Source organism: Aeromonas sp. 600276 (assembly GCF_049175815.1).
GTDB classification, from domain to species: domain Bacteria; phylum Pseudomonadota; class Gammaproteobacteria; order Enterobacterales; family Aeromonadaceae; genus Aeromonas; species Aeromonas dhakensis.
The window spans coordinates 94,103-110,241 of record NZ_JAAKVU010000016.1; the positions used below are offsets into that span (position 1 = coordinate 94,103).

The window sequence follows — 16,139 nt, forward strand, 5'->3', positions numbered from 1 at the left end:
TGTTGGCCGGGTTCAAACCGGCGCCTCTGCATTCAAGTCACAATCCAGATGGGCGACCGCATCGCGGCTCACCTGCTCGCGCCGCTCGCCGGTCAGCTCGCTGAGCCGGCCCTGGCGCATCTCCAGCAGCCGGTCGGCCTGGGAGAAGTAGAGATCATCGTGGCTGATGGCGATCACCGTCTTGCCCATCTCCTTCAAGCGCGGCAGCAACAGCTGATAGAAGATGCGACGGAACTGGGGATCCTGATCCGCGGCCCACTCGTCGAACAGCATCACCTCGCGCTGCTCGGCCAGCGCCAGCAGCAGGGCGACCCGCTTGCGCTGCCCCTGGGAGAGGTCGATATCGGCGATGAAGCCCTCTTCGATGGTGAGCTTGCTGCCCATCTGCAGCCGCTCCAACCACTCGGCCACCAGCTCATCCTTGGGCTCCGGCCCCAGCAGGTGCTGGAACAGGTGATAGTCGGTGAAGATGGCGGAGAAGAGCGCCAGATAGGCGTTGCGATCGGTGATCGGCTCCCCATCCAGCAGGATCCGACCCGCTACCGGCTGATAAAGGCCGGTCAGCAGCATGGCCAGGGTCGACTTGCCGGAGCCGTTGCCACCTATGATGAAGAGTTGCTCCCCCTTTTCGATGACCAGATCGATAGGGCCGACGGCAAAGCCGCCCTCCTCCTGATAGTGAAAGCTCACCTGCTCCAGCTCGATGCGCTGCCAGGTGCGGGGTGCGGACGGCAGCGGGAAGTCGGCGTCCGGTGCGGCCAGATTGAGCGCCGCTATCTTGTCGAACGCCACCTGGGCGGAGAGCAGGGTCGGCAAGGCGCCAATGCCCTGCAGCAAGGGGGTGCGCAAGAACAGCAGGGTCAGCGCGAAGGTGGCGGCCACCTGGGTGTCGGCCCAGCCCAGCCCGTTGGCCAGGAAGAAGACCAGACCGATGGCCCCCAGCATCATGATATTCGACCAGTTCACCGCGCTCAGGTGATAGGTGTCGGCGCGAATGATCTGCTCCCGATAGTCCTGCGCATTCTGCTGATAAAGCTGGTGGTAAACGAAGTGGGCCCGCTCGCGGTTGAGCGCCAACTCCTTGCTGCCAGCGATGATGGCCTGATAGTTCTGATAGAGCCGATCCTCGGCCTGACGCATATGGGAGAGATGGCGATAGACCCGGTTCACCAGCAGCCAGCCCACCACCATGGTGAAGGTGACCCAGAGCGTTGTGACGCCGAGCAGGGCCGGCGACAGCCAGCCAAGGTAGAGAGCCGACCCCAGGGTGAGCACCAGACCCTGCACCAGCTCGGGCAGGCGCACGAAGGCGATGGTGATCTGGCCGATGTCGCTGGAAAGGGAGGCCAACAGCGGCCCCTGGCCAATCTGGCGCAGGCGGGCGACATCGGTATCCAGCAACTGCTTGAGCAGGCGGCCGCGCAGCCGGTAGACGAAATGATGGCCGAGGGTGGTCAGCGCCAGCTGAGAGCCGAGCGTGATCACCAGCAGCAATAAAATGAGGCCGATCAGCTGGCCGAGCACCGGCAGCGGATCGCCGACGGATTCGACAAGAGACTGATTGATAAAGGCAATGACACCAATCCCGCTGACGGCACTGAGCAGGCTGAGCAGGGTAATGGCGATGAAGGGCCAACGATATTGGCGATAAACCAGAGACAAGAGTTCCATAACGGACCGGTATTCCAGAGAGAGCAGAGCAACTGCAGGTGAAAAGAAGGGCGGGAACCCAGTTCCCGCCCCGCTTCGATTACCAGCGGTAGTTGATGCTGCCCACTACGCTTCGCGGCTCGCCGTAGTAGCAGTAGTAGTCGCAGCTGGCCACGTAGGTATCACCCAGCAGGTTGTTGACGTTGAGCTGAGCCCGCCAGTTCTTGGCAAAGTCATACCCGATCATCGCATCCCACACGGTATGGGCCGGCACCTGGGCCGAGCCGTAGATGGGGGTGTAGTCCGCATTCACGGCACCGATGCCGACGCTGGAGCCGACGTAGCGCACGCCGCTCCCCAGCTCGAGACCGGAGACCGGACCCTGCTGCACCTTGTAGTTGCCCCAGAAGGAGACCTGGTGGCGCGGGATCAGGCTGGCACGGCGATCGCCATTGCCGGTGTCGTTGGTCTTGGCATCGGTATAGGTGTAGGCCGCGGTCAGGCGCAGCGCCTCGGTGGCCTGCACGCTCCCTTCCAGCTCGACACCCCGGGAGGTCACTTCACCGGCCTGGGTCTGCTGACCGGAACCGGTGGAGACCAGCGAGTTGGTCTGCTCCAGATCGAACAGGGCCAGGTTGATGTAGCCATCGAGGAAGCTCGGCGCGTACTTGACGCCGGTCTCGTACAGGGTGCCCTTGAGCGGCTTGTAGGATTCGCTGGTGTTGGGGTCGATCCCAGGCAGCACCTCGAACGACTCGGCATAGGCAACATAAGGAGAGAGACCATTGTCGGCCAGGTACATCAGGCTGCCGGAGAGGGAGAGCTCGTGATCATACTGCTTCTCGTTCTTGCCCTTGGCTTCGCTGATGTTGTGGGTCTCCACGTAGTCGAAGCGACCGCCGCCGGTCAGCAACCAGCGATCGTCCCAGCGGATCTGGTGCTGGGCATAGAGGCCGCTCTGGCCCTTGGTGCTCTTCTGGTGGGTGGCAGTGGACTCATCAAAACCGGGGAAGCCGCTGTAATCCGGGTTCATGGTATTGATGGAGCCCATGCCGTAGTTGTCGGCTTCCTGGCCTTCATTGACATGGCGCTGCAGATCCACCCCCAGCAGCAGGGTCTGCTCTGTGCTGTCGGTGTTCCAGTAACCCACCATCTGGTTGTCCATGGTGGCGCTCTTGGTGGTGCCGTCGCGATAGATCAGGCCGCGGAAGGCGGTGGTGCCTTCATAGGTCGGGAAGATATAGGTCTGGCGCAGCAGCAGATCGTTGTAGTTGAAGCGGACGTTCTGCTTGAACTCCCAGGTCTGGTTGAGCTGGTGGGCCAGCTCGTAACCGGTGGAAAGCTGGGTGTTGCGGTTGCGATCGTAATCCGGCTGACTCAGGTTGGTGCTGGGATCAATCTGGCCACCGCTGGTATTGAGGGTGCCGTAAACCGGGAAGAAACCGTTGGTCGGCACCCCTTCGTCGTGCAGGAAGCTGGCCAGCAGGGTCAGGCTGGTGCGATCCGAGAGATCGAAGGTCACGCTTGGCGCCAGATAGACGCGATCGTTGTAGGTGCCGTCCAGCACGCCGTCACGCTCCTTATAAAGAGCAACCATGCGGTAGCGGCTGTTGTCGGTCAGTGCATCGGAGACATCCACCCCGATCTGGCGGTGATCCCGGCTGCCCAGCTGCAGATCCAGCAGCCCCTGCGGGGTGGCGGTCGGCCGCTTGCTGATGGCATTGATCACGCCGCCGGGAGGCGCCTCGCCGTAGAGGATCGAGGCCGGGCCTTTGAGCACTTCCACGCTCTCCAGGCCGAACGGCTCCGGCGTCCAGAGATAATAACCGGTGCCGAACAGGCGGTTGCCATCCAGATAGGACGCGGCATCGAAGCCGCGCACCTTGAACCAGTCGGTATTGTTGTCGGAGCCATAGAGGCCGCTGAGCACGCCGGAGCGGTAGCGCAGGGACTCGTCAAGCTGCTGCACGGCACGCTGATCCAGCTCCTCGCGGTTGACCACGGAGACGGCGCGAGGCGTCTCGGCCATAGGCACTTCCACCTTCATGGCGGTACCGGTGACCACCATGGTCTCGCTGGCTTTCGGCAGTTCTTTCGGTTGTTCGGCCGCCAGCACGGGCAGGCTGGCCAACAGGCAGGAGAGCGGCAGCAGTTGCTGTGCCCCTCTCTTTCGCATCGCTGCGATGGGGGTGTTTTTTTGCGCAATCATAGTAAGTGTCTCAAATATCAATGAGTTGTTTCTGATTTCTTATTATTGGTAGCCGGTCATGCCGGTAGCCCGGTTCCTCAGGCGAATAAAGCAGCGACATGCTACTACAGGAGCCATGATCGAATCGATTCAATAATTGCTAATCATTTGCATCCGCATTGTTACTTAACGTATCAGGAGCCGAGCGGAGAACACACAAGAGGAGGAAACGGCCCCTTTTCGACACGATCGCAAGATTGGGCAGGATCGGTGGGCGGGGATCCTTTTTTCCGTACAAAAGCAGCGAGGATCCATTATCCCCAAGCTTTATCCATATTTATCCACACCCTTTGGCGGTAGAATCCGGCTTTCTCTTGCTTCGTCTGAAATCAGGATCCATTCCATGGCCAAACTCAATCTCGTCGTCGGCTCCATGCTGGGCGCCTCTGAATATGTCGCGGACCACGTCGCCGGCCTGCTGGAACAAGCGGGCCACCAAACCGAGATCCACAACCCCGCCAGCCTGGCCAGGGTGCTTGCCGAGCCGGAGGCCATAGTGCTGGTGGTCACCTCCACCCACGGTGCCGGCGATGTGCCCGACAATCTGCAGCCTTTCGCCAAGGATCTTGCCGAGCAGCGTCCGGATCTTGATGGCTGGAAATACGGGGTGATCGCGCTGGGAGACAGCAGCTATGACACCTTCTGCCAGGGCGGCAAGACGCTGGATCGACTGCTGGCCGAGTGCGGCGCCAGCCGGATTGGGGATCGTCTCGACATCGACGTGACCCGGCACGAGATCCCGGAAGATGCGGCCGAAATCTGGATCCGGGACTGGTTGGCCCTGATCGCCTGAACCGGGAGCGGGAGATCCGGCATGAACGGCTCGATCTCCCCGCTTATCCCCAGATCGCTATCCACCAGGTTATTAACAGGTGGATCCGGAGAAGTTGTTCCAAGGGTTCCCTTAGAATGCCCCGAGAAATTGTGAATAACTCCTGTGTGAAACTCTGTAAAACCTATAGTTATCCATGTATGAGATCTAAACCAAAGGGTGTCTGTGTATAAAAACCCTTGTTATCCCCCAGTTCACGGGGCCAGGATCCAAGCTTTTCCACAACCAGAGATCGCTCTTAAGACGATGATCTTTATGATCAAAAAGTGCTTATCAACAGAAGCGGCGGATCCTAATAAAAGATCCAATAAAAGATCGATCTAAAGATCCTTAAGATCTATTTAGTGGATCCTCCCTCCATACTGAACGTTAAGTAGACGTTCCCCTCAGGACGCTAAACAGATAGAATGTTCCGCCCTCGAGCACAGGCAAACAAAGATCTTCAGGCGTGCAGATCAAGGTGATCCCCAATGCAATACCATGAACAATTTGATGTGATCGTCGTCGGTGGCGGTCATGCAGGAACCGAAGCGGCAACAGCGGCAGCCCGGATGGGCCTCAATACCCTGTTGCTGACCCACAATATCGATACGCTGGGACACATGTCCTGCAACCCGGCGATCGGCGGGATCGGCAAGGGACACCTGGTCAAGGAAGTTGACGCTCTCGGCGGGATCATGGCGCGTGCCATCGATCTTGGCGGGATCCAGTTCCGTACCCTCAACTCCTCCAAGGGCCCGGCGGTTCGCGCCACTCGTGCCCAGGCGGATCGTCTGCTGTACAAGGCGGTCGTGCGCCAGATGCTGGAGAACTACCCCAACCTGAAGATCTTCCAGCAGGCCTGTGACGATCTCATCATGGACGGGGATCGGGTTGCCGGCGTGGTCACCCAGAGCGGGATCCGCATCAGCGGCAAGACGGTCGTGCTGACCGTGGGTACCTTCCTGAACGGCCTGATCCACATCGGCATGGAAAACTACAAGGGCGGCCGCGCCGGGGATCCTCCCTCGATCGCCCTCGCCCAGCGCCTGCGGGAACTGCCGCTGCGCATCGATCGCCTCAAGACAGGTACGCCGCCCCGCATCGATGCCCGCAGCGTCGATTTCTCGGTGATGCAGGCCCAGCACGGCGATGATCCGCGTCCGGTCTTCTCCTTTATCGGCGATGCCAGCCAGCATCCGCGTCAGGTGCCCTGCTACGTTACCCATACCAACGAGCGCACCCACGAGGTGATCCGCAACAACCTGGATCGCAGCCCCATGTACGCCGGGGTGATCGAGGGGATTGGCCCGCGCTACTGCCCGTCGATCGAGGACAAGATCACCCGTTTTGCCGACAAGACGGCGCACCAGATTTTCGTCGAGCCGGAAGGCCTGACCACCCACGAACTCTACCCGAACGGGATCTCCACCAGCTTGCCGTTCGACGTGCAGGTGCAGATCGTCCGCTCCGTGCGCGGCTTCGAGAATGCGCATATCACCCGCCCGGGTTATGCCATCGAGTACGATTTCTTCGATCCGCGGGATCTCAAGGCCAACATGGAGAGCAAGTGCATCGGCAACCTGTTCTTCGCCGGCCAGATCAACGGCACCACCGGCTATGAAGAGGCGGCAGCCCAGGGCCTGCTGGCCGGTCTGAACGCCGCCCTGCGTGCGCAGGGCAAGGATCCCTGGTATCCGCGCCGGGATCAGGCTTACATCGGCGTGATGATGGACGATCTCTCCACCCTGGGAACCCGCGAACCTTATCGCATGTTCACCAGCCGTGCCGAATATCGCCTGCTGCTGCGGGAAGACAACGCCGATCTGCGCCTGACCGCCATCGGCCGCGAGCTGGGCCTGGTGGATGACGAGCGCTGGAGCAAGTTCAACGCCAAGATGGAACAGGTGGAGCAGGAGCGTCAGCGCATGCGCTCGACCTGGATCCACCCGCAACATCCGTCGCTGGAGGCGGTCAACGCCCTGGTCAACACCCCGCTGACCCGCGAGCAGAGCCTGGAAGAGCTGCTGCGTCGCCCCGAGGTGACCTATGATGCGCTGATGGCCATCGAGGGGGTCGGGCCTGCGCTGAGCGATTCGGCCGCCGCCGATCAGGTGGAGATCCAGATCAAGTACGCCGGCTACATCGAACGCCAGCACGACGAGGTGGAGAAGCAGCTGCGCAATGAGAACACCCTGCTGCCGCTGGACATGAACTACCGTGACGTCAACGGCCTCTCCAACGAGGTGATCGCCAAGCTCAACGATGCCAAGCCGCAGACCATAGGTCAGGCGTCCCGCATCTCCGGCATCACCCCGGCGGCCATCTCCATCCTGCTGGTTCATCTGAAAAAACACGGCCTGCTGCGTAAAACCGCCTGAGGATCCTACCGTTGCAAAACATGCTGGAAAGATTGAACGGCCTGCTCATGCAGGCCGGAATTGTTATCACCGAGACCCAAAAGACCCAGTTGGTTCGGCTTGTCGAGTTGCTGCACAAGTGGAACAAGGCTTACAATCTCACCTCGGTACGAGATCCGGACGCCATGCTGGTCAAGCACATCCTCGACAGCCTGGTGGTGAGCCGGCACCTGCACGGTGAGCGCTTCATCGATGTGGGCACAGGCCCGGGTCTGCCCGGACTGCCGCTGGCGATCATCAATCCGGACAAGCAGTTCGTGCTGCTGGACAGTCTGGGCAAGCGGATCAACTTCATCCGCCAGGTGATCCTGGAGTTGGGCTTGACCAACGTGACTCCCGTCAAATCCCGGGTCGAGGAGTATCAGCCCGAGGTGGGATTTGACGGCGTGCTGAGCCGGGCCTTCGCCTCGCTGGAGGACATGCTGGGCTGGTGTCACCATCTGCCGTCGGCCCAGGGCAGCTTCCTCGCGCTCAAGGGACAGTATCCCGAGCAGGAGCTGGCCCAGTTGCCCGCCAACATCCGTCTGGTCGCCTCCCATCAACTGGTGGTGCCGGAGCTGGAAGGCGAACGTCATCTGCTGGAATTCAAACATATCCAGCCCTAATAGGGTCGCAGTTTCATTTAGGGGACAGTGTGGGAAAAGTCATCGCCATAGCCAACCAGAAGGGTGGAGTGGGTAAAACCACCACCTGTGTGAATCTGGCCGCCTCCATGGCCGCTACCCGCCGCAAGGTGCTGGTGATCGATCTGGATCCGCAGGGCAATGCCACCATGGGCAGCGGTGTCGACAAGTACGAAGTCGAGCGCACCGCCTATGAGCTGCTGATCGAGGACGCCCCCATCGGCGAGGTGATCATCCCCGAAACCTCCGGGGGCTATCACCTGATCGCCGCCAATGCCGACGTGACCGCGGCCGAAATTCGTCTGATGGAGTTCTTCGCCCGCGAGATCCGCCTGCGCAACGCGCTGGCCGCTGTGCGGGACAAGTACGACTACGTCTTCATCGACTGCCCGCCTTCTCTCAACATGCTGACCGTCAACGCCATGGCCGCCGCCGACTCCGTGCTGGTGCCCATGCAGTGCGAATACTATGCGCTGGAAGGGCTGACCGCCCTGGTCGACACCATCAGCAAGCTGGCAGCCGTGGTCAATCCGGATCTTAAGATCGAAGGGGTGCTGCGCACCATGTTCGATCACCGCAACCGGCTGGCCAATGATGTGTCCGATCAGCTTAAACAGCACTTCGGGGACAAGGTCTATCGCACCATCATTCCCCGCAACGTAAGACTGGCGGAGGCACCGAGTTTCGGCGCCCCGGCCATGCACTATGACAAATCATCGGTGGGCGCCAAGGCCTATCTGGCTCTGGCTGGCGAGATCCTGCGTCGCCAGGAGCAGGAGCGTCAGGTGACCATCGCAGACCGAGAGAGCATATGACGCCGAAAAAACGTGGGCTGGGCAAGGGGCTGGACGCTCTGCTCAGCACCAGCACGGCCGCGCGCCAGAAGCAGGTGATGAGCGATCAGCGCACCGAGCAGGCCATGGCCCCGACCCCGACCAATCAGGGCGAACTGCGCAAGCTGCCGGTGGAGTGGTTGCAGTCCGGCAAGTACCAGCCGCGCAAGGACATGTCGCAGGATGCGCTGGAAGAGCTGGCCAATTCCATCCGTGCCCAGGGGGTGATCCAGCCCATCGTGGTACGTCCCCTCGGCGAGCAATCCTTTGAAATCATCGCCGGTGAACGGCGTTGGCGCGCCTCCCAGCTGGCCCGCCTCGAGGTGGTGCCCTGCCTGGTCAAGGACGTGCCTGACGAGGCGGCCGTCGCCATCGCGCTCATCGAAAACATCCAGCGTGAAGACCTCAACGCCATCGAAGAGGCGGTCGCCCTGCAGCGGCTGCTGACCGAATTCGAACTGACCCACCAGCAGGTGGCCGATGCGGTGGGCAAGTCCCGCACCACGGTGACCAACCTGCTGCGTCTCAACCAGCTCAACGACGACGTGAAGCGCTTCGTCGAGCACGGTGACCTCGACATGGGTCATGCCCGTGCCCTGCTGGCCCTGAGTGGCCAGGCCCAGTCCGAACTGGCCAAACTGGTGGCCCAGAAGGGGCTGACCGTGCGAGATACCGAGAAATTGGTGCAAAAGGCGCTGGAACCGGCAAAAGCCAGGGTCGAGCCCGTCCGCGATCCCCAGTTTGGTTATCTCGAGCGCCAGATCTCAGAAAAAATTGGCAATCAGGTACAACTTCAGCCGGGAAAACAGGATAGCGGCAAGTTAGTAATTAGTTACGAGAACTTGGCGGATTTGGACCGGGTATTGAGCTATTTTGGCCTGTCAGAATCGTGATTTTTACGCTTTTTGTAGTAATAAAACATCCATTCCTTTTGATATGAACATAACCTTAATTCTGTGCGGAAAGCCGCAAAAATTAAGGATTTTTGCCATGTTGCAATAGCTGTCTTCAAGGGTATAATTTGACCGGCTTTTTGGGCTGTAAACGCGGGGTCTTCGGATCCCGATTTTTTACAGTTCTGTAATGTTCAGGGGTAGGTTGGTGAAGCAGAAAATAGCCTTGGAAGGTTTAACGCTGGCCTTGGCTATGCTCGTTTGTCAGCTCGTCCTGATCCTGGCGATCAGTACCGTCTGGTTTTACCAGAGCGGTGCGTTTGCCGGACGCTCCTCTCTCTACGGGGGGAGCATGTACTGGGTTCCTCAAGCCCTGTTCACGCTCTGGGTTCTGCGCCGCAAGGTGACGAAAGAGAGCGTGGGCTTGGTTCTGCGGGACTTTTATGGTGGGGCAGGGATTAAGCTCATTACTACAACAGGACTTTTCGCCCTGATGTTTGGCGCCGGGATCGAGGTCGATACCGTCTCGTTCTTTGCCACTTATATCCTCGCCCTCGTTGTACAGTGGATAGTCTCATTCACGCTTAACAACCACTATTAGGAAAACTCATGTCTGCAACCGGAGAAGTCCTGACTCCTCAGGGATATATCTCCCACCATCTGACCCATCTGCAAGTCGGGTCTGGGTTCTGGACAGTCAATGTCGACTCAATGATATTTTCTGTTCTGTTGGGCGCTCTGTTTATCTGGTTGTTCCGCCGCGTAGCCGTCAACGCTACCAGTGGTGTGCCCGGTAAACTGCAGTGCTTTGTGGAGATGCTGGTCGAGTTTGTGAGTGGTAACGTCAAGGACATCTTTCACGGTCGCAACAAGGTCATCGCACCTTTGGCCCTGACGGTGTTTGTGTGGATCTTCCTGATGAACCTGATGGATCTGATCCCCGTTGACTTTATCCCCCACGCTGCACAGTTGATGGGTGTTCCCTATCTGCGTGTGGTTCCCTCTGCTGACGTTAACATCACCATGTCCATGGCTTTGGGCGTGTTCTTCTTGATCCTGTACTACAGCATCAAGGTCAAGGGTATCGGCGGGTTTGTGAAGGAGCTGACGCTTCAGCCTTTCAACCACCCGGCGGCCATCCCGGTTAACCTCATCCTGGAAACTGTTACGCTGATTTCCAAACCTGTTTCTCTGGGTCTTCGACTGTTCGGCAACATGTATGCTGGCGAACTGATCTTTATCCTGATTGCGGGTTTGCTACCCTGGTGGTCTCAGTGGATCCTGTCCGTGCCTTGGGCAATTTTCCACATCCTGATCATCACTTTGCAGGCGTTTATCTTCATGGTGCTGACCATCGTCTATCTGTCGATGGCGCAAGAAGACCATGGTTGATGCAACTCAAATAATCCTTTTTATACAATCAATTACATCTAAATAAATGGAGATCCTCATGGAAAACTTGAACATGGACCTGCTGTACATCGCTGCTGCAATGATGATGGGTCTGGCGGCTATCGGCGCTTCCATCGGTATCGGTATCCTGGGTGGCAAATTCCTGGAAGGTGCAGCTCGTCAACCGGACCTGATCCCTGTTCTGCGTACCCAGTTCTTCATCGTGATGGGTCTGGTGGATGCGATCCCGATGATCGCCGTTGGTCTGGGTCTGTACGTGATGTTTGCGGTTGCCGGCTAAGTCATAGCGACCTCCGGACATAACCCATTAACTAACTAAGAGGACACAGGCTGTGAATATCAACGCCACCCTCCTCGGCCAAGCAGTTGCTTTTTTCTTCTTCGTAGTGTTTTGCATGAAGTACGTGTGGCCGCCGCTGATGGCTGCCATCGAAGCCCGTCAGAAAACCATTGCTGACGGCCTCTCTTCTGCCGAGCGTGCCAAGAAAGATCTGGATTTGGCCAAGGCCAACGCCACCGATCAGCTGAAAGAAGCCAAGCTCCAGGCTGCAGAAATCATTGAACAGGCCAACAAACGCAAGGCCCAGATCATTGATGAAGCTGCTGCCGGTGCCCAATCTGAGCGGGAAAAAATCCTGGCTCAGGGCCGTGCCGAGATTGAAGCTGAACGTCATCGTGCCAAAGAAGAACTGCGTAAGCAGGTTGCTGCTCTTGCCATTGCTGGTGCAGAGAAGATCCTGGCGCGTCAAATCGACCAGGCTGCCAACAGCGACATCGTCGACAAGCTGGTAGCAGAACTGTAACGGGAACGGGGCTATGTCTGAACTGACTACAATCGCTCGCCCCTACGCCAAGGCTGCTTTCGAGTTTGCCGTTGAGCACAAGGCGGTTGACCAGTGGCTGGGGATGCTCGGCTTCGCTGCACAAGTAGCGGAGAACGAGACCATCCACAACCTGGTAAACGGCTCTGTGGCTGCCGAAGAGCTGGCAAAGTTGTTTGTCGGCATCTGTGGTGAGCAACTCGACGAGCATGGTCAGAACCTGATCCGGGTGATGGCCGAGAATGGTCGCTTGGGTGTGCTGCCGGCGGTCGTTGCCGAATTCATCGCGTTCAAGGCTGAACTGGATAAAGAAGTTCAGGCTGATGTGATTTCGGCGATCGAACTGACCGACCAGCAGAAAGCCAATATTCAGGCTTCTCTGGAACAACGTCTCGCGCGCAAAGTGAAGCTGAATTGCAGCATGGATGCGTCCTTGATGGCCGGGGTGCTCATCAAGGCCGGTGACCTGGTTATCGACGGCACGGTCCGCGGTAAGCTGGATCGCATGGCTGACGCGCTGCAATCTTGATTGGGGTATTAGAGCATGCAACTGAATTCCACTGAAATCGCCGAGCTGATCAAGCAGCGCATTGCGCAGTTTGATGTAAAGAGCGAAGCGCGTAACGAAGGTACCATCGTCTCTGTGAGCGACGGTATCATTCGTATTCACGGCCTGGCCGATGCCATGCAAGGTGAGATGATCGAGCTGCCGGGCAACCGCTACGCTCTGGCATTGAACCTGGAGCGTGACTCTGTCGGTGCGGTGATCATGGGTTCCTATGACGGTCTGTCAGAAGGAATGAAAGTAAAAGGGACTGGCCGCATTCTGGAAGTGCCGGTCGGTCGTGGTCTGTTGGGCCGGGTGTTGAACACCCTGGGTCAGCCGATCGACGGTAAAGGTCCAATCGACAACGACGGCTTCTCGCCGATCGAAGTGATTGCACCGGGCGTTATCGAGCGTAAGTCTGTTGACCAGCCGGTCCAGACCGGTCTGAAAGCCATCGATGCCATGATCCCTATCGGTCGTGGCCAGCGTGAGCTGATCATCGGTGACCGTCAGGTGGGTAAGACTGCCATCGCCATCGACACCATCATCAACCAGAAAGACTCCGGCATTAAGTGTGTCTACGTTGCGATCGGCCAGAAGGCCTCCACCATTGCCAACGTGGTGCGCAAGCTGGAAGAGCACGGCGCCCTGGCCAACACCATCGTGGTGGTTGCCTCTGCCTCCGAAGCGGCTGCCCTGCAGTACCTGGCTCCGTATGCCGGCTGCTCCATGGGTGAGTACTTCCGTGACCGCGGTGAAGACGCGCTGATCATCTATGATGACCTGTCCAAGCAGGCCGTAGCTTATCGCCAGATCTCCCTGCTGCTGCGCCGTCCGCCAGGACGCGAAGCCTACCCGGGCGACGTTTTCTATCTGCACTCCCGTCTGCTGGAGCGTGCTGCTCGCGTCAACGCCGAGTACGTAGAGAAGTTCACCAACGGTGCCGTGAAAGGCCAGACCGGTTCTCTGACCGCGCTGCCGATCATCGAAACCCAGGCTGGTGACGTGTCCGCGTTCGTTCCGACCAACGTGATCTCCATCACCGATGGCCAGATCTTCCTGACTTCACAACTGTTCAACTCCGGTATCCGTCCGGCCGTTGACCCGGGTATCTCTGTATCCCGTGTAGGTGGTGCCGCTCAGACCAAGATCGTCAAGAAGCTGTCCGGTGGTATCCGTACCGCGCTGGCCCAGTATCGTGAACTGGCTGCATTCGCCCAGTTCTCTTCCGACCTGGACGATGCGACCCGCAAGCAGCTGGACCACGGTCAGAAAGTGACCGAGCTGATGAAGCAGAAGCAGTACTCTCCGCTGAGCGTGGCTCACCAGTCTCTGGTGCTGTTCGCCGCGGAAAAAGGCTATCTCTCCGATGTCGAGCTGAACAAGATCGTCGACTTCGAAGCCGCTCTGCTCTCTTACGCCAATACCCAGCATGCCGAGCTGATGGCTGAAATCAATGCCAAGGCCGACTACAACGACGCGATCGTTGGCAAGCTGACTGCGTTGCTGGACAACTTCAAGGCAACCCAGACCTGGTAAGCGTGTGTGGCAGCGCGAGCTGCCACCTGATGGAGAGTAAGAGATGGCCGGCGCAAAAGAGATACGTAACAAGATCGCGAGTGTGAAAAACACTCAGAAGATCACCGGCGCTATGGAAATGGTGGCAGCAAGCAAGATGCGCCGTGCGCAAGATCGCATGTCTGCCAGCCGTCCGTACGCTGAAACCATGCGCAAGGTGATCGGCCATATCGCTCAGGGGAACCTGGAATACAAGCACCCCTACCTCATCGAACGTGAGGTCAAGCGAGTGGGTTACATCGTCGTCTCCACCGACCGTGGCCTGTGTGGTGGTCTGAACATCAACCTGTTCAAGGCTGCCCTCAATGACATGAAGCAATGGAGCGCGAAAGGAGCCAAGGTTGACCTGGCTCTGATCGGCAACAAGGCCTCCAACTTCTTTGAACGGCACGGCGCCAAGGTGAAAGCTCACGTCGCAGGACTGGGCGATAACCCGAGCGTCAATGACCTGATTGGTTCAGTCAAGGTCATGCTGAAGGCTTACGACAACGGTGAGATTGACAGGCTGTATCTGGTGTACAACAAGTTCGTCAACACCATGGTTCAGCAACCACGAGTCGATCAACTGCTGCCTTTGCCCGTAACTGAAGACAGCAAGCTCGCCAAGAAACACCACTGGGATTACCTCTATGAGCCGGATCCCAAGCAACTGCTGGATACCCTGCTGATTCGCTACGTCGAATCCCAGGTCTACCAGGGGGTAGTGGAAAACTTGGCAAGTGAACAGGCAGCCCGAATGGTTGCCATGCAAGCCGCGACTGACAACGCCGGTAACCTGATTAACGATCTGCAACTGGTATACAACAAGGCCCGTCAGGCCAGTATTACCCAGGAACTGACAGAGATCGTGTCCGGTGCTGCTGCGGTGTAAGGCAAGGGTTATCAAAGGTTTAGAGGATTTGACATGAGTAACGGTTTCATCGTCCAAATCATCGGCGCTGTGGTGGACATCGAGTTCCCGCAAGATGCCGTGCCCCAGGTGTACGATGCACTGAAGGTTGTCAGCGAAGGTCAAGGCCAGGGTCTGGTGCTGGAAGTTCAGCAGCAGATCGGTGGCGGCGTCGTTCGTTGCATCACCATGGGCTCCTCCGACGGTCTGCGTCGTGGGTTGGAAGTAGTGAATAGCGGTAAATCCATCCAGGTGCCGGTCGGTGTATCGACTCTGGGTCGGATCATGAACGTACTGGGCGATCCGATCGACGAAAAGGGTCCGATCGGTGAAGAAGAGCGTTGGTCCATCCACCGCGCGGCTCCCAGCTACGAAGATCAGTCCAACAGCAACGACCTGCTGGAGACCGGTATCAAGGTTATCGACCTGGTATGCCCGTTCGCCAAGGGTGGTAAGGTTGGTCTGTTCGGTGGTGCCGGTGTAGGCAAGACCGTAAACATGATGGAGCTGATCCGTAACATCGCGATCGAACACAGCGGTTACTCCGTGTTCGCCGGTGTAGGTGAGCGTACCCGTGAGGGTAACGACTTCTACCACGAGATGATGGAGTCCAACGTACTGGACAAAGTATCTCTGGTTTACGGTCAGATGAACGAGCCGCCCGGAAACCGTCTGCGTGTGGCGCTGACCGGCCTGACCATGGCCGAGAAGTTCCGTGACGAAGGTCGTGACGTGCTGTTCTTCGTGGACAACATCTACCGTTACACCCTGGCCGGTACCGAAGTATCCGCACTGCTGGGCCGTATGCCCTCCGCAGTAGGTTACCAGCCGACCCTGGCCGAGGAGATGGGTGTTCTGCAGGAGCGCATCACCTCCACCAAGACCGGTTCCATCACCTCCGTACAGGCCGTTTACGTGCCTGCGGATGACTTGACCGACCCGTCTCCGGCGACCACCTTCGCCCACCTGGATGCGACCGTGGTACTGTCCCGTCAGATCGCGGCACTGGGTATCTACCCGGCCGTTGACCCGCTGGACTCCACCTCCCGTCAGCTGGATCCGCTGGTGGTTGGCAAGGAGCACTACGAGACTGCTCGTGGCGTTCAGACCGTACTGCAGCGCTACAAAGAGCTGAAGGACATCATCGCCATCCTGGGTATGGATGAACTGTCAGAAGAAGACAAACTGACCGTAGCCCGTGCCCGTAAGATCGAGCGTTTCCTGTCCCAGCCGTTCTTCGTGGCCGAAGTGTTTACCGGTTCCCCGGGCAAATACGTGCCGCTGAAAGAGACCATCCGTGGTTTCCAGGGCATCCTGAAAGGCGAGTACGACGATCTGCCGGAGCAGGCGTTTTACATGGTTGGCAGCATCGACGAAGTTGTCGAGAAAGCCAAGAAACTGTAAGCCTCGATA

At 58.5% G+C, this 16,139-nt stretch carries 15 protein-coding genes; 13 read left to right on the forward strand and 2 right to left on the reverse strand.

Annotation, left to right across the window (positions count from 1 at the left end):
• Nucleotides 1-12: 12 nt before the first annotated feature.
• Both G5134_RS16135 and G5134_RS16140 read right to left on the reverse strand, forming a co-directional pair.
• Entirely contained in the window at nucleotides 13-1,671 is a 1,659-nt protein-coding gene (locus G5134_RS16135) for a multidrug ABC transporter permease/ATP-binding protein (RefSeq protein ID WP_421232082.1), read from the reverse strand.
• Between the two features lie 79 nt (nucleotides 1,672-1,750).
• Nucleotides 1,751-3,859: a TonB-dependent siderophore receptor gene (locus tag G5134_RS16140; protein WP_421232083.1), complete on the reverse strand. Its 2,109-nt coding sequence runs from the start codon at nucleotides 3,857-3,859 to the stop codon at nucleotides 1,751-1,753.
• Nucleotides 3,860-4,241: 382 nt separating this feature from the next.
• Here G5134_RS16140 and mioC point away from each other — a divergent pair, with 382 nt between their 5' ends.
• The 13 genes from mioC (at nucleotide 4,242) to atpD (ending at nucleotide 16,130) form a co-directional block, all read left to right on the forward strand.
• Entirely contained in the window at nucleotides 4,242-4,691 is a 450-nt protein-coding gene (gene mioC, locus G5134_RS16145; protein ID WP_043171123.1) for an FMN-binding protein MioC, read from the forward strand.
• Nucleotides 4,692-5,200: 509 nt separating this feature from the next.
• Nucleotides 5,201-7,090, forward strand: a complete 1,890-nt coding sequence (gene mnmG / locus G5134_RS16150) for a tRNA uridine-5-carboxymethylaminomethyl(34) synthesis enzyme MnmG (protein WP_201892918.1) — start codon at nucleotides 5,201-5,203, stop codon at nucleotides 7,088-7,090.
• A 20-nt stretch (nucleotides 7,091-7,110) separates the two neighbouring features.
• Nucleotides 7,111-7,734, forward strand: coding sequence for a 16S rRNA (guanine(527)-N(7))-methyltransferase RsmG (gene rsmG, locus G5134_RS16155; protein ID WP_242761652.1), 624 nt, complete (start codon nucleotides 7,111-7,113; stop codon nucleotides 7,732-7,734).
• A gap of 29 nt (nucleotides 7,735-7,763) precedes the next feature.
• On the forward strand, nucleotides 7,764-8,567 hold the full coding sequence (locus G5134_RS16160) for a ParA family protein (RefSeq protein WP_005307193.1): 804 nt from the start codon (nucleotides 7,764-7,766) through the stop codon (nucleotides 8,565-8,567).
• Complete coding sequence (locus tag G5134_RS16165) at nucleotides 8,564-9,478, forward strand: ParB/RepB/Spo0J family partition protein (protein WP_010635594.1); 915 nt, start codon at nucleotides 8,564-8,566, stop codon at nucleotides 9,476-9,478. The genes G5134_RS16160 and G5134_RS16165 overlap by 4 nt, the downstream gene beginning before the upstream one ends.
• 190 nt (nucleotides 9,479-9,668) lie before the next feature.
• Entirely contained in the window at nucleotides 9,669-10,079 is a 411-nt protein-coding gene (locus G5134_RS16170; protein WP_024942393.1) for an ATP synthase subunit I, read from the forward strand.
• 8 nt (nucleotides 10,080-10,087) lie between these two features.
• Nucleotides 10,088-10,870, forward strand: a complete 783-nt coding sequence (gene atpB, locus G5134_RS16175; RefSeq protein WP_005307200.1) for a F0F1 ATP synthase subunit A — start codon at nucleotides 10,088-10,090, stop codon at nucleotides 10,868-10,870.
• Nucleotides 10,871-10,928: 58 nt separating this feature from the next.
• Nucleotides 10,929-11,171: a F0F1 ATP synthase subunit C gene (gene atpE / locus G5134_RS16180; protein ID WP_005307205.1), complete on the forward strand. Its 243-nt coding sequence runs from the start codon at nucleotides 10,929-10,931 to the stop codon at nucleotides 11,169-11,171.
• A gap of 52 nt (nucleotides 11,172-11,223) precedes the next feature.
• Entirely contained in the window at nucleotides 11,224-11,694 is a 471-nt protein-coding gene (atpF, locus tag G5134_RS16185; protein ID WP_005307207.1) for a F0F1 ATP synthase subunit B, read from the forward strand.
• A gap of 13 nt (nucleotides 11,695-11,707) precedes the next feature.
• Complete coding sequence (gene atpH, locus G5134_RS16190) at nucleotides 11,708-12,241, forward strand: F0F1 ATP synthase subunit delta (RefSeq protein WP_010635592.1); 534 nt, start codon at nucleotides 11,708-11,710, stop codon at nucleotides 12,239-12,241.
• A gap of 15 nt (nucleotides 12,242-12,256) precedes the next feature.
• Nucleotides 12,257-13,798 carry a F0F1 ATP synthase subunit alpha gene (gene atpA / locus G5134_RS16195; RefSeq protein WP_010635591.1) on the forward strand — a complete coding sequence of 514 codons (1,542 nt, stop codon included), beginning with the start codon at nucleotides 12,257-12,259 and terminating at the stop codon, nucleotides 13,796-13,798.
• A 43-nt stretch (nucleotides 13,799-13,841) separates the two neighbouring features.
• Nucleotides 13,842-14,708, forward strand: a complete 867-nt coding sequence (gene atpG, locus G5134_RS16200) for a F0F1 ATP synthase subunit gamma (RefSeq protein ID WP_005307212.1) — start codon at nucleotides 13,842-13,844, stop codon at nucleotides 14,706-14,708.
• Nucleotides 14,709-14,741: 33 nt separating this feature from the next.
• Nucleotides 14,742-16,130, forward strand: coding sequence for a F0F1 ATP synthase subunit beta (gene atpD / locus G5134_RS16205; RefSeq protein ID WP_005307215.1), 1,389 nt, complete (start codon nucleotides 14,742-14,744; stop codon nucleotides 16,128-16,130).
• The last annotated feature ends 9 nt before the right edge of the window (nucleotides 16,131-16,139 follow it).

What these genes read in the sequence shown, in the direction of transcription:
- G5134_RS16135 (WP_421232082.1), bottom strand. Translation starts at nt 1,671, where the DNA reads ATGGAACTCTTGTCTCTGGTTTATCGCCAATATCGTTGGCCCTTCATC.
- G5134_RS16140 (WP_421232083.1), bottom strand. Translation starts at nt 3,859, where the DNA reads ATGATTGCGCAAAAAAACACCCCCATCGCAGCGATGCGAAAGAGAGGG.
- mioC (WP_043171123.1), top strand. Translation starts at nt 4,242, where the DNA reads ATGGCCAAACTCAATCTCGTCGTCGGCTCCATGCTGGGCGCCTCTGAA.
- mnmG (WP_201892918.1), top strand. Translation starts at nt 5,201, where the DNA reads ATGCAATACCATGAACAATTTGATGTGATCGTCGTCGGTGGCGGTCAT.
- rsmG (WP_242761652.1), top strand. Translation starts at nt 7,111, where the DNA reads ATGCTGGAAAGATTGAACGGCCTGCTCATGCAGGCCGGAATTGTTATC.
- G5134_RS16165 (WP_010635594.1), top strand. Translation starts at nt 8,564, where the DNA reads ATGACGCCGAAAAAACGTGGGCTGGGCAAGGGGCTGGACGCTCTGCTC.
- G5134_RS16170 (WP_024942393.1), top strand. Translation starts at nt 9,669, where the DNA reads ATGTTCAGGGGTAGGTTGGTGAAGCAGAAAATAGCCTTGGAAGGTTTA.
- atpB (WP_005307200.1), top strand. Translation starts at nt 10,088, where the DNA reads ATGTCTGCAACCGGAGAAGTCCTGACTCCTCAGGGATATATCTCCCAC.
- atpE (WP_005307205.1), top strand. Translation starts at nt 10,929, where the DNA reads ATGGAAAACTTGAACATGGACCTGCTGTACATCGCTGCTGCAATGATG.
- atpH (WP_010635592.1), top strand. Translation starts at nt 11,708, where the DNA reads ATGTCTGAACTGACTACAATCGCTCGCCCCTACGCCAAGGCTGCTTTC.
- atpA (WP_010635591.1), top strand. Translation starts at nt 12,257, where the DNA reads ATGCAACTGAATTCCACTGAAATCGCCGAGCTGATCAAGCAGCGCATT.
- atpG (WP_005307212.1), top strand. Translation starts at nt 13,842, where the DNA reads ATGGCCGGCGCAAAAGAGATACGTAACAAGATCGCGAGTGTGAAAAAC.
- atpD (WP_005307215.1), top strand. Translation starts at nt 14,742, where the DNA reads ATGAGTAACGGTTTCATCGTCCAAATCATCGGCGCTGTGGTGGACATC.